The organism is Methylomonas fluvii (genome assembly GCF_014850975.1).
Classification (GTDB): domain Bacteria; phylum Pseudomonadota; class Gammaproteobacteria; order Methylococcales; family Methylomonadaceae; genus Methylomonas; species Methylomonas fluvii.
Genome location: NZ_JACXST010000001.1, coordinates 1,438,316 through 1,450,880, shown reverse-complemented (window position 1 = coordinate 1,450,880; position 12,565 = coordinate 1,438,316). Strand labels below are relative to the sequence as shown.

The 12,565-nt window shown below is 51.1% G+C and carries 17 protein-coding genes; 3 read left to right on the top strand and 14 right to left on the bottom strand.

What is annotated here, in order from left to right; translation table 11 throughout:
- Positions 1-29: 29 nt before the first annotated feature.
- The 4 genes from EBB_RS06975 to EBB_RS06960 form a co-directional block, all read right to left on the bottom strand.
- Positions 30-1,376, bottom strand: coding sequence for an IS5 family transposase (locus tag EBB_RS06975; RefSeq protein WP_225587194.1), 1,347 nt, complete (start codon positions 1,374-1,376; stop codon positions 30-32).
- 250 nt (positions 1,377-1,626) lie between these two features.
- A complete protein-coding gene (locus EBB_RS06970; protein WP_192393048.1) occupies positions 1,627-2,649 on the bottom strand; it encodes a DUF3800 domain-containing protein in 1,023 nt (340 codons plus the stop codon).
- A 57-nt stretch (positions 2,650-2,706) separates the two neighbouring features.
- Positions 2,707-2,991 carry an addiction module antidote protein gene (locus tag EBB_RS06965; protein ID WP_192393047.1) on the bottom strand — a complete coding sequence of 95 codons (285 nt, stop codon included), beginning with the start codon at positions 2,989-2,991 and terminating at the stop codon, positions 2,707-2,709.
- A 3-nt stretch (positions 2,992-2,994) separates the two neighbouring features.
- Positions 2,995-3,288, bottom strand: a complete 294-nt coding sequence (locus EBB_RS06960) for a type II toxin-antitoxin system RelE/ParE family toxin (protein ID WP_192393046.1) — start codon at positions 3,286-3,288, stop codon at positions 2,995-2,997.
- Between the two features lie 208 nt (positions 3,289-3,496).
- Between EBB_RS06960 and EBB_RS06955 the strand changes: the two genes are divergently transcribed.
- The 3 genes from EBB_RS06955 (at position 3,497) to EBB_RS06945 (ending at position 4,524) form a co-directional block, all read left to right on the top strand.
- Positions 3,497-3,751: a type II toxin-antitoxin system Phd/YefM family antitoxin gene (locus tag EBB_RS06955; RefSeq protein ID WP_192393045.1), complete on the top strand. Its 255-nt coding sequence runs from the start codon at positions 3,497-3,499 to the stop codon at positions 3,749-3,751.
- The gene (locus EBB_RS06950; protein ID WP_192393044.1) at positions 3,751-4,026 is read left to right on the top strand and encodes a type II toxin-antitoxin system RelE/ParE family toxin; all 276 of its coding nucleotides are present in this window, start codon (positions 3,751-3,753) and stop codon (positions 4,024-4,026) included. Before EBB_RS06955 ends, EBB_RS06950 begins: the two co-directional genes overlap by 1 nt.
- A 240-nt stretch (positions 4,027-4,266) precedes the next feature.
- Positions 4,267-4,524 carry a hypothetical protein gene (locus EBB_RS06945; RefSeq protein ID WP_192393043.1) on the top strand — a complete coding sequence of 86 codons (258 nt, stop codon included), beginning with the start codon at positions 4,267-4,269 and terminating at the stop codon, positions 4,522-4,524.
- A gap of 63 nt (positions 4,525-4,587) precedes the next feature.
- Here EBB_RS06945 and hypD read toward each other — a convergent pair whose 3' ends face one another.
- The 10 genes from hypD to EBB_RS06895 all read right to left on the bottom strand — a co-directional run bounded on the left by hypD (position 4,588) and on the right by EBB_RS06895 (position 12,484).
- A complete protein-coding gene (gene hypD, locus EBB_RS06940; RefSeq protein ID WP_192393042.1) occupies positions 4,588-5,748 on the bottom strand; it encodes a hydrogenase formation protein HypD in 1,161 nt (386 codons plus the stop codon).
- Entirely contained in the window at positions 5,745-5,972 is a 228-nt protein-coding gene (locus tag EBB_RS06935; protein ID WP_192393041.1) for a HypC/HybG/HupF family hydrogenase formation chaperone, read from the bottom strand. Before EBB_RS06935 ends, hypD begins: the two co-directional genes overlap by 4 nt.
- Before the next feature lie 30 nt (positions 5,973-6,002).
- Entirely contained in the window at positions 6,003-6,827 is an 825-nt protein-coding gene (hypB, locus tag EBB_RS06930) for a hydrogenase nickel incorporation protein HypB (protein WP_192393040.1), read from the bottom strand.
- Positions 6,827-7,168, bottom strand: a complete 342-nt coding sequence (gene hypA, locus EBB_RS06925) for a hydrogenase maturation nickel metallochaperone HypA (protein WP_192393039.1) — start codon at positions 7,166-7,168, stop codon at positions 6,827-6,829. The genes hypB and hypA overlap by 1 nt, the downstream gene beginning before the upstream one ends.
- Before the next feature lie 37 nt (positions 7,169-7,205).
- Complete coding sequence (locus tag EBB_RS06920) at positions 7,206-8,357, bottom strand: nickel-dependent hydrogenase large subunit (RefSeq protein WP_192393038.1); 1,152 nt, start codon at positions 8,355-8,357, stop codon at positions 7,206-7,208.
- The gene (gene hybE / locus EBB_RS06915; protein WP_192393037.1) at positions 8,358-8,819 is read right to left on the bottom strand and encodes a [NiFe]-hydrogenase assembly chaperone HybE; all 462 of its coding nucleotides are present in this window, start codon (positions 8,817-8,819) and stop codon (positions 8,358-8,360) included.
- A 2-nt stretch (positions 8,820-8,821) separates the two neighbouring features.
- A complete protein-coding gene (locus EBB_RS06910; protein WP_192393036.1) occupies positions 8,822-9,043 on the bottom strand; it encodes a rubredoxin in 222 nt (73 codons plus the stop codon).
- The gene (locus EBB_RS06905) at positions 9,040-9,888 is read right to left on the bottom strand and encodes a hydrogenase expression/formation protein (RefSeq protein WP_192393035.1); all 849 of its coding nucleotides are present in this window, start codon (positions 9,886-9,888) and stop codon (positions 9,040-9,042) included. The genes EBB_RS06910 and EBB_RS06905 overlap by 4 nt, the downstream gene beginning before the upstream one ends.
- A gap of 521 nt (positions 9,889-10,409) precedes the next feature.
- The gene (locus tag EBB_RS06900) at positions 10,410-11,519 is read right to left on the bottom strand and encodes a hypothetical protein (protein WP_192393034.1); all 1,110 of its coding nucleotides are present in this window, start codon (positions 11,517-11,519) and stop codon (positions 10,410-10,412) included.
- A gap of 689 nt (positions 11,520-12,208) precedes the next feature.
- A complete protein-coding gene (locus EBB_RS06895; RefSeq protein ID WP_192393033.1) occupies positions 12,209-12,484 on the bottom strand; it encodes an antitoxin in 276 nt (91 codons plus the stop codon).
- Positions 12,485-12,565: the final 81 nt, after the last annotated feature.

The following is a 12,565-nucleotide window of genomic DNA, read 5'->3' as shown; positions in this document are numbered from 1 at the left end:
AAAAGCCGATATTTTCCGAACACCAGCATTCAGGCCGACAATAAAAACGGCGCGCTCAATGGCCGCGCCAAAATCCGACATGGCGGTCTCCAAAAATGAGGCAAAAAAATCCTCAACTGCCTGAGGATCATACGGATATTGTGGCCAGCACCGCATAAGATGGCATGCATGGCATCGCCCAGTTCGCCTTTCAGGTAATTGCGGCCCAGCAATCCGTCGTTTTTGAGGTGCCCGATGACGGGTTCGATGGCATTGCGGCGTTTGAGGGCGCGTTTGAGTCGCCGGGTGTTTATTCCTCTCTTTTGCCGGGCTTTGTAAATGGTCACGTTCGGGACCTCGACACCACGGTATCCTAAATCCACAAAAGCTTCTTTTGCGCGTGTACCGCTTAGAATCTCCGCCTGTTCCAGACACGATTCCAGGGTGTGTCCATCGTAGGGATTACCGGAAAAGCTGCGGGCGCCGAGCACAAAATTACTTTTGTTGGTGACGGTGATGCCCACTTTGACGCCGAATTCATACTTCTTGTGGACTTTGCCTTTGGAAATGCATTCGACTTCCGTGGCGTGGAAACTGTACAGCTTGTTTTTATCCTGGGGTTGTTGGTTCAAAATCCGTTGGGTTTTCTCTAGCGTCTCTTTAAAAGCCAATTTGACTGCATCGGATTGATCCGTCAATTGGCGCTCGATATCTCGGTAAACCCGACCCACCAAAGTTTTGAGCTGTTTGAGCATTTTGCGTTTGCGCTTCATTTGCTTGGCATGACTGTACCGGTTCGCCATCATCAGCAAATAGGGGGCTTTGCGGTTGTAGTTCTGCCGTAGTGTAATCTCATGCTGCTCAGCCAGACGTACCATGTGCTGGCGACAGCGTTCATACAATTTTCCATCGGTCGGATACGTGATGGCTTTCTCTTGCACCGTGCTATCAACCGTCACCGATTCAAAATCCTGTTTCTTCACGGTCTTGCTGGCTACGCCAGCCTGGATCGTCACCGATAACATCCACTCGCAACCTTCTTCTCCGATCCGTTTTCGCCAATAGGTCAGTGACGTGGGGTGGCAAGGTATCTGGTGTTGGAAATACTCTTCGCCACAAAAATATTGCCAATAGGGATTTTCAAGCCACTGTGCCACGACCGCTTCGTCCGAGCGTGCAAACGCATGTTTGAGGTAATGAAGCCCGGCAATAAGACGCGTTGGCAACGCCGGAGCGCCTTGGTTCTCGGTAAAAAATTCACCGAACGCATCATCCAGTACTTTCCAATCGATCAAATTTGCCAGTTGGTAAAGCTCATGCTTCGGATTCAACAGGTCGGCCAGTGGTGTGTTGAATAGATCGATTTGGCCGCTACTTTCTTGGGATTTTGGCTTCATTTTCGATAAAAATTTGCAAGAAATTAATATCTATTTTACTAATTTCTTGCAATTATTGCCCGTCTTTTTCTTCAATTATTTATTGTGTTTCAATGCTTTAGCCGTGAATTTGTGGCTTTTCAGGGGCGACTATGTAGGGTACGCACTGCGTACCTATGAGACCACGATAAATGGAGCGCAAAAAAGGTATGCGGTGCATACCTTTTTTGGCTGAATCGGAAATAGTGCACGCAGTATCTACTTGGCGTAATCATACACAAACGATCATGTTCCTAGCGCTACGCTCCATAATATTAGACAGTCGCGTCTCCGCCTCTGGCAGCCGGTTTTCCATTTTTGTGAATCCTAAAAAACTTATGGGAGGCTGCTTTCGTATGTTTTGCACCATCAGTCGCCCCAATAAGTGAGCCGCAAGCTCGTTATTACTAAACTCCTGCCTTAAGCATCGTCGAATACCGGAAGCAAGAAGGTCAGCTACTTGAACACCCTGATCTTGTTTCGAATCAACAAAATCAATGTCTTTTCGGATCAACATACCGATGTTAGTAACCGGACCGTTTTCGTGTATTTTGATACCGTAGGCGTCCTTTAAGTATGTTGGCCGCTCACTTGCTGAGTAACTGAATCGGTCAAATGCCGAATAATCAGCGTCCGTCAGCATTATCATCGGCTCGGAGAGAGAGCTTGTCTGAAGAAATGCCGGTGTCAGCGATACAAACGACTTTTCATATTCTGTTCGACTTGAATTTTTTTGATCTATTCGCCATCGGAACCTTCCAAGATGTTTTGGTTGCCTTTGAGCGAAGTAGAGAACGCCATTTCTGACAACGGTATCTAGCAGACAAACTTGACATTGAAGTTGAATATAGAGTTGTGGAGCAAGGGCCGCTAACTTTTCCGAAAGAGTCTGAATACCTTCGCGAGCAGTCTCGTGGTGCATCTTGTCCTTATGTTCCGTAATTTTCTCCACCTGCCCCCTTTGATGGTCAGTTATTTCTGCGAGCTCATTTAACCCGGCATCGGTTGCAACGGAAAATAAGACACCGTGAAGGTCACCAAGTCGACTCAGAAAGTCAAAGTATTGGGACTCAGTGAGTCGATTGAGTTTGACCTCAACGTTGTGTGGCTCTCCAGCTAATCGCTTAAGCCTTTTCACGATTTCTCGAAGATTTTTCCTATCACCTTCTGGAGTCATATAAGCGGCAATAGAATTCCATGATCCTGGCTTAGGGGCATTCACAAACGACCCAGATTCATCGATAAAGATATTCATCAGCCGTAGAAGGTGCTGAGCACAAACGAAGCGCATCGCTCGCGGACGAGCACGGCATCAAACCGGTTCGGCATGTAATTTAACCCCCAATGCCCGGATAACCTTCAACACCGTGTCGAAGCGCGGTTTTGCACCGGGGGCCAGCGCCTTGTACAAACTTTCGCGGCCCAGGCCGGATTCCTTGGCGATCATGGCCATGCCTTTGGCTTTGGCGATATAGCCCAAGGCTCTGATCAGTTCGTCGCTATCGCCTTCTTCCAGCACTTGGTTAAGGTATTCGCTGACTGCTTCGTCGCTATCCAATAGCGTGGCCATATCGAAGGGCAGTAGTTGTTCGCTCATGTTTCAAACCTCTTTAGCCAGTTTAATCGCACGTTGAATATCAGACTGTTGGCTGGACTTATCGCCGCCGGCCAACAAAATAATCATCATGCCGTTTCGTATTGTGTAATAAACGCGGTAACCCGCACCGAGATCAATGCGCATCTCGCAAACACCTTCGCCCACCGCTTTGGTGTCGCCAAGATTGCCGGCCTGCGCCCTGTCAATGCGGCGGTAGATTGCAGTTTTGGCGCGCAGGTCTTTTAAAGACGCCAGCCATTTTGCAAACGATTCCGTTTGCTGCACAACATAATTCATGGGTCAATTGTATCCATTTAGATACGCGCGTTCAACCGCAGCTCAAGCACGTTTGAAACAAGCCCAAAAGGGCCTTCCATGCCCAATGGTGTACAGGCAGTAGATGCTGAGCGACATATAGCCCTGCTTTTCTGAGTATAAAAGATCGCTTGATTAATCACACGATTAAGCACACCATTAACACCTAACTTAACTGACGGGAATGCGGATGTCGCACATTAGCGCCAACGATTTAAAAACCAAAGGTGTCGCTGCTATCGAGGCGGCGCTGGCCGAGGCACCGGAAGCGGTGGTGTCGGTGCGCGGCAAGGAGCGTTTTGTGGTGATGGACATCGCCCATTACCACTATTTGCGCGAATGCGAACTGGATGCGGCGCTGGCGCAAACCCGCGCGGATTTGACGGCCGGCCGCTTCACGCAGGAGTCGCCGGAAGCGCATTTGGCGCGACTGGACACCCTGTAATGGCGTATGCCTTGGTTTTTACCGAGCAATACAACAAAAAAGCCGCACGCTTTATCAAACGCCATCCGGCACTACGGCAACCGTACTTAAAGACCTTACAGTTACTGGAAGCCAATCCGTTTCACCCGTCGCTCCGTTTGCATCCGTTACAAGGCAAGTTGGCTGGGCTGCATTCGGTTTCCATCAATTTGTCCTACCGCATTACCCTGGAATTATTGATCGAAGACGGTCGGATTATTCCCATCAATATTGGCGATCACGACGCGGTTTACTGAACACCAGCGCAGCCCGTCACTTTCTAGAACAGTTATTCAATGCCCGTCAATATACGGCATGACCAGACTCGCCATACCCCGCGACACCGGTTATCGCCTCTCCCAAACCCTTAAGCGATTGCCTGGAATTTCCGGCTATGGTAGAAAACCCATGCCGATGCCTAAAATCATCCGCACCAGCGGTCTGAGCGACTGTCAGGACCGTAGTCTAAAAATAATAATTAACACGAGGTAACGTTCATGAAAACAAATCTACTCGCTTTATTGACACTGGCAGCTGTTGCCATCACGCCTTCACTGGCCAGCGCCGATGCGGCGGCTACTTGCAAAGGTTGCCATAACGGTTCGGTCGCGCCGGCCGTGGATGCCTTGAAAGCTAAATTCAAAACCGCCGACGATTTGGTCGCCGGTGCCAAAGCCTCGACAAACCCCATGATGAAACCGATGCAAGGCGACGAAGCCAAACTGAAAGCGGCGGCAGCGGAAATCTATAAATAAGCCGCACGCCGCGTCCGCTAAACACGGGCCACCCAAGCGGGCGTTACACGGCGCCCGCTTTTTCTAACTTTGCCGCAGCCGTCCGTAACTCCAATAGGCCGCGCAAGCCCCTTCCGACGACACCATACACGAGCCCATCGGGTTTTCCGGGGTGCAGACGGTGCCTAGCAGTTTGCAATCCTGAGGCTTTTTCGCGCCGCGCAAGATAGCCGGACACTCGCAGCCTTTCACATCGCTGGCTTGGATGGCTGGCATATCGAAGCGCTGTTCGGCGTCGAACTCGGCGTAATCAGCTTTTAACTTCAAAGCACTGTGCGGAATCAAACCCAAACCGCGCCATTCAAAATGCGGCCGTAACTCGAATATCTCGGCCATCAACGCTTGCGCTTTGAGATTGCCGTCGCGGGTCACCGCGCGGCTGTATTCGTTTTCCACTGTATGCTGACCGGCATTGAGTTGGCGGATCAACATCAAGGCCGATTGCATCACGTCCAGCGGCTCGAACCCGGCGATGACGATGGGCTTGGCGTAGTGCTCAGAAAAGGTTTCGTAAGGCCGGCTGCCGATCACACTGCTGACGTGCGACGGGCCGAGAAACGCGTCGATTTGTACCGGCTCCGGCGCATCCAGAATGGCTTGCATCGCTGCCGGCGTCAGCACGTGATTACAAAACACCGAGAAATTAGTCAGCCCCTCGGCCTGCGCCTGTTTGATGGCAACCGCAGTCGGTGGCGTGGTGGTCTCAAAGCCGATGGCGAAAAACACCACCTGCCGTTCCGGATTGTCGCGGGCGATTTTCAGCGCATCTTGCGTGGAATACACCATACGAATATCGCCGCCAGCCGCTTTGGCTTTCAACAGGCTGTTGCGGCTTGAGGCGACCGCCATGGATGGTGGAAGTGCGGCAGTGGGTCGGGAACCCACGCCGCCCGGCACCCGCATCAGATCGGCATAGGTACAAAGTATCACCTCGTGCTGCTCGACCAATTGAATGGCATTGTCGATGCGCCCGGTCGGCAACACGCACACCGGACAACCGGGGCCGTGGATGAATTCGACATTGCTCGGCATTAAACCCTGCACACCGTAACGAAAAATCGCGTGGGTATGGCCGCCGCAAAACTCCATCAACCGGTAATGGCGGTCCGGATTAACGGTTTGCGCAATGCTGTTAGCCAGTTGCTGGGCCAGATCATGCTGACGAAATTCGTCTATGTATTTCATGACGCCGTCAGACCTGCTTCGGCAAACAGCGCCAAGGTTTTTAACGCCTCTTCTTCGTCGATCTTGTTCAGCGCGTAGCCGACATGCACCAGCACGTAATCGCCGACTTTCACATCATCGACCAATGCCAGCGAGACTTCGACCTTGACGCCGTCCACGGAGGCAATCGCCATCTGCGTAGTGAAATCGATGTCGGTAATTTGGGCAGGCAGGGCTAGGCACATAGTGGTGTCGGCAATAAGGGTTAAAGAGCGTTAAGCATACGCTATGCGCTGCAAAGCCATCTCGGCCCGCAGCCAGGTCAACCAGTTTTCCATGCCCTCGCCGGTCTTGGCCGATAGCGACAATACCTTGATGCGCGGATTAACCTGCTTAGCGTATTGAATGCATTGCGCGCTATCAAAATCCAGATAAGGCAGCAGATCGGTTTTGTTTAAAATCATCAGATCGGCGGCATGGAACATGTCCGGGTATTTGATCGGCTTGTCCTCGCCTTCGGTCACCGACAAAATCACCACTTTGTGCGCTTCGCCCAAATCAAACGCCGACGGGCAGACCAAGTTGCCGACGTTTTCAATAAACAACAAGCTCTGCGCAGGCAGATTCAGACTTTCCAAGCCATGGCCCACCCGGTGAGCGTCCAGATGACAGCCCTTGCCGGTGTTGATTTGCAGCGCCGGCACGCCGGTGGCGCGGATGCGGTCGGCGTCGCGCGCGGTTTGTTGGTCGCCTTCGATCACCGCCATGCTCAACTCGTCTTTTAACCGCAGTATCGTTTCGGTCAACAGCGTGGTCTTGCCGGAGCCGGGGCTGGACACCAAGTTCAACGCCAGCATGCCGCGCTCACTGAAATAACGGCGGTTTTCGTCGGCATAGCGATTGTTTTTCGCAAGAATATCCTGCTCTATCTGCACCATCCGCGCTTGGGTCAAGCCCGGCGCGTGCGCGTGTTCTGCCGTATGTTCGTGGTGGTGATGGCCGTGGTCATGACCGTGGTGGTGATCATGAGCATGCTCGTGATCGTGTGGTTCGTCGTGCGAGTGAATATGGCCCTCGCCGCAGCCGCATACGCCGCACATTACTCTACCTCCAATTCTTTAATTCGCATTTGATCGCCGTCGACTATCTGTAATTGATGACTGCCACAGTGCGGGCATTCATCGTACAACTGTTGCACCAGCACCTCGCAGCCGCACGGCATACACCAGGCCACGCCCGGCACTTGGATAATTTCCAGCTTGGCCTGTGCGGCCAAGGAGCCTTGCATCACCACTTCAAAACTAAACTGCATCGCCTCCGGCTCCACGCCGGACAAGGCACCAATCTCCAGCCACACGGTTTTGACCTTGGCAAATTGCTGGACCTTGGCCTGTTGTTCGATGATCTGTAACACGCTCTCGCAGAGCGACATTTCGTGCATGATGATTACCAGCTCTCGACGGTACGCGGTGCGTAGCCTACTGTTTATGCAATGTCACACGATAGGCCACGCAAGGGTCCACCGCCTGAATTAACCATTCCGCCTGTCGCCGCAAATCATCGGCATCGGTCGCCTGCAAAGCCTTTAAACCCTGGGCCAGCACGCCGTCGGGATGAAAATTCCATTCGGTCGGCGCGACAATGCGGTAATCGTACACCCGGCCTTGACGTAAGGCCAGACGATGAATCAACAAGCCGCGCGCGGCCTGCACTTGCGCCAGACCGACACCACCTGCCCCGCCGACTGTCGCGCGAGTGGGCGGAGCGACGTGCTTTGGAATAGCCGTTACTTCCAGCAATACCGCCACAAACCGCACCAACAAACCCCTGCCGTATCGGCTTTGTAATTCCGCGATCAACGGCTGCGCTTGTTGGCGACTGAGTGGCGTCGCTTCGTAACAACGGCCTTGCCACTGTGGGGCCAGGCAAAATGCCGATAAATCCGCGTTGTGCATCTGCTGATGCAACTCGGCGTATTCAAGTTCCGGCAAACAAGCCACTGAACTATTGCCCAGCGCCAACCAATCCCGTTGGTACAGGGCGTTCAATAGTTGGGCAGCCAAACCCGTGTTGCCAGCCACAAAATCGAGCAATTGCGCTGCGTCAGTAATCGCCAGAAACCGGCCCAAGCCACCGCCGAAAATCGCGCGATCGATTAAGTCGGTCAACTCGGCAATCAAGCCATTAAAACCCGGCACATTGATCAGCAAGCGGCTATCCAAGCTAAACGCCTCGCCATCGACGAACAAACACGCTTTAAATTGCCTGTCCAGTTTCAATAAGGTCGCCATAGCGGCTTTATCTGCGGGCTGTCCCAACAAAGCCGGCCAGTCCAGCAATATGCGCCAAGCGTGTTCCCGCACGGCTTCCAGTTGCACCAAGCCTTCCCGAGCGGCGTCGGCTACCGGCTCGGCAGCCAATCCCAAGGCGGCGCGGCAAGCCAATAGCGCGGCGTAGGCCTGAGCATTGCCGCATAAGGAAAACAGCAGCGGCACCATGCTCAACACCTGCTCCGGGGTTTTATCCACCAACACTCGCGCCGCCTCGGGCCGGGTTGAAGCTATCGTCACCGAATCGACCCGGCCGGCTCGATGCATCAGCTCGATATGAATCTCACCCGCCGGCGTCACTTAAGGTCTTACCAAATTGCCGCGCAACAAATCGCGGCGACTCATCGCGCGCGGCGCGGGTACGGCCAACAACGCTTGTAACGCACTGTTGGCAGCAGCCTCTGCCGCCGCTTGATCGGCAAATTGAAACATCGGCGAAAACAACGAACACTGCGCGTAGCGCCCCAGTTGCGCTTCATCGGCAACCGTAAATTCGAAACTACCGAAGGGAAATGCCTGTTCAAACTTGCTGCCGGGTGGCTGCGTTATCCACGCGCTCTCCAGCCCCGGCAGCAGCAACACATTCATAAACCACGGCGTAATCAACACCCCCGCCCAATTGGCGTTGTAGCGGTTAAAACCCAGCGCCCGCACCGCCAGCACTTGATTCACTACCGGCACGTCGTGCATCCGCTGGCTGAGGATGTCATTAAACACGCGCTCCAGCGTCTGTCTAATCTGTTCGCCGTCCTGCCATTGCATGTTTAGTCGTCCAACACCAAAAAACCCTGTTTGGGCGCGCCGCATTGTGGGCAGCTCCAATGGTCCGGCAAGTCGGCAAAGGACGTGCCGGGCAGCACTTGCCAGACGGCGTCGCCTGCGGCTGGGTCGTAGACATGCCAGCAAATCTTGCATTCCAGCTTGGCGTCGGCCGGCAAGTTGGCGGCATCGCCGCCGTAAGCACCGGCGAAGAAGCCTTCGCTCACAAATACACCTGCAAAATTTCCTGCAAACGCTGGTGGCTGTCGGCAATGTCTTCCGCCGAGGCGCAAGCCACATTGGGCACGTCGCTGACTTCCAGAGTGTTGAGGATCAAGGTATCCTGAGAATTGAAGTAGCGCACCCACCAAACATTACGGGTGGCCGTGGCGTCGATCCGGCAATTGCCGTAACCGCGCGACAGAATAGTCACCGTCCCCTGGCCCAAGCGCTGTTCCAGAAGCGCCAAATCCTGCTCGGTTTGCGGCAACAAACTTAAATTGATCACATGCGCCTCGGCACCCGGTTGATACGTGGCGATCTTGGCATTTAACTCGGCCAGCAGCGGCGGCGCGTTCATCACACCGTCCGGCAGCGCGCGCATGTCGGTATCGATATGCTCGACGGCATCGGCAAAAGCGGTTTGCAAGATGGCTTGCGGGATGATGCCGACTTCCAAGGTATCGGTGACGATCTGCTTTTGCGCGTCGAGGCGTTGCGAGCGCCAGACGCCGGCCAGCACCGATTCCTGTATCCGCTGGGTTTGCACGCCGCCGCACAACATGCTGACTTCGCCTTCGCCGAGCAGTTCGTCAACGAACTGGCGATTGGTTTGATCCAGCGGTATCAAGTCTATGGTTGCGCTGGCTGCCGGGTAAGTGGCTAAGTCCTGTTCGAGTTGCTGCAGCACCTGTTTGGCCTGAGCCAAGTCCGCGTTGTTCAGATCAATGGAAATCTGCGGCATCCGGTAAGTGGCCATTTCTTCCGGCATCGCCAGATACTCCAGCTCGACGCCGTCTTCCTCGGCGGGTTGGGAGCCTTGGCCGAAAATGGGGAGATTTATTGAGGTCATGTTTTGGCTATTGATTCGAGTTGTCTGTTGGATTTACAGGAGTTTGTTTATTTGGTGTCGCTATCGCGAGGATGGTTTTAGATGTCGGGTCTCGGCCCGACGGCCGAGTAACTTTTCTTTGTTTGGCCAAAGAAAAGTCACCAAAAGAAAAGCCACCCGACATTTCGCCAATTTCCTGCGCTTCTCACTTTTGGCGAGGGTTTTCGGAAGGGCCATCCTTGGCCCTCCGAAAACGAGCGGCATCCTTGCCGCTCCCCTATCGGGCTATTCTCGCCAAAAGCTGCGATGCTCGGGGTGGAATAACGGGAGTAAAACAAACCCAAAATTTAAAACGAATCTCAAAAATTTAGGGTGGGCGCACTGTTTTCGCGCCCACGCGGAAAGGAACCTAGCGTAATATTTGCCGCGCAACGAATGAAAGTAGTCATCGATAGGCAAAATTGCCCACTCTACTTAGCAAGATGTTTCCAATATCCGAAAAAAATAGCCTACCATACTTAACTTTTAAAGGAATTTAATATTTAAATCATTGTATTCTGCGGTTTCTGATTATCTTTATTACACTGTCCTGCTGGAGATTGAATTTTTGAAACTCTTGAAATTATAAAAGGTATCTCTTCTTCTGAGAACCCTCTGTCTTTCAGTATCCTTGATAAAACAAAGTAGTTATCAAGACACGTGAGCAGAACCTGCCCCGTAGCAACTAGACTTAACTTTTTATCTAAAACTTCTTCATTAAATTTTAGCTCTTCTCCACCTGAATACATAATACTGTATACTGATTTCTGAGACACACAATCTGTTTTTTTTGTCAAAGCATAATAACCCATTTTATCCGTTCTTTCATAATACCATCTCGCAACACTTACATCTTTTTCAAAAGAAAGTATTTCATTTTTTTCTATTTCTGCATTAACGCCCATATTGATCGCGCTAAAAAACTTTTCAACACTTATCCCAAAATTACCGCCTGATTTTGACGTAGTAATTTGCTCTCTGCCACATTCTTTAAATAACGCAGGAGCGCCTTCGACTTTTTTGTCGACAAACTTGTTTATCGATTCATGCTTAAGAAAATTATCCTTTCTGTAAACAGAAACCACTTCCTTTGGAACAGTTATATGGAAATTTGCATCTTTAATTTCAGGAAGCTTGTCCTGCCCAATCAGAATAACTACACCTTCTTCTGACTCTCTGACAATTTGATAAATTTCACTTGGAGTGAGCGTTACATTAACCTCCGACTTGGAAAGAGGTATTTTAATGTTGTAACTCATCTTAACAATAGAAACCAACTGATTTTTTATAAAAATATCAATAACACTAGGCTTCCAATAATTATCAGAACTATCAATTATGTAACCATACAATCCATTTTCCGTAAGAATTAAGCGCCACGACCTCCCTTCATAATTAAGAATTTTGTTATGTGCTAGAAATCTTGTACCGGCAGGTATATATGCCAACCCAGCAGGTTGTATTTCTTTTTTCAAGGCATCTGCTAAATAAATATAACCACTTTTGGCTATATACGTTTCATTTAACACCTCATTATCTTGATTTTTGATCGGAACAATTGCTTTACATATATTTGGTATTACTAAAAAACAAATAATTAAAATCATTCGCATGTCAATGAACCTCCGCACCTCCATTCTATTGCCAAGCAAAAAATAATCAACATCTATTTATAAAACGGTCTGGTTAAATATGCCACGCGCCCCCTCTGTTTAATTAGCCTTGAGGCAATGCACTTTTCGATCAAATACTTAACTAATGGTAGGTGTTTAGTCCTGTAGGATGTGCTGAACGGAGTGAAGCGCATCGCATCGGTCGCGAACGATGCGCCTTATATGGACTCCTCCCCACCTTACGTCGGCAGCATCCTACAACACAATTACAAACCTAGCGTTCAAAATAATCTTACAACCTTTCATCTGGCGACGGGGTTGTCCCCGTTATTCCGCCCCGAGCATCGCAGCTTTTGGCGAGATCAGCCCGCAGGGGAGCGGCAGGGATGCCGCTCGTTTTCGGAGGGCCAGGGATGGCCCTTCCGAAAACCCTCGGCAAAAGCGAGAAGCGCAGGATTAAGGCGGAATACCGGGTGGCCTTTTCTTTGAATACTTTCTTTTGGCCACGCAAAAGAAAGTATTTCGGCTGTGGGGCCGAGACCCGGCTTCAAAACACCCGTCGCGACAGCGACACATTTTATCCACAAGATTGGAAGCTAGAGCTTCCAAGGCAATGGTTCCCAACCTGGAGGTTGGGAACCAGCAAAAACCTGGAGGCCGGGAACCAGCAAACTAGAAACACTCACTCATCAAGCATCAAATTTAATCTTCCCATTCGCATACTGATGTATCAACGAACTAATCAAAACCTGATACGGCAATCCCTGGCTAACCGACTGCGCCTTCAAACGTTCGAGATCGCTTTCCAACAACCGAATACTGACCGTTTTCTTTTTGCCGATCTGATCACGGGCAATCTGGCCGTACCGGCTTTTTTCATCGTCCAGATTATTGATACTAACAGCCGCACCGCCTTCGACATAATCGACAATCCCTTGTTCTTCAACCGATAGTTCAGTGGTCATGATGAACCTCTTTAAAATATTGCTTGTGATATTTACGACTTGGAATGATATTTTTCAGAAATATCGTTTCGTTGTCTTCCA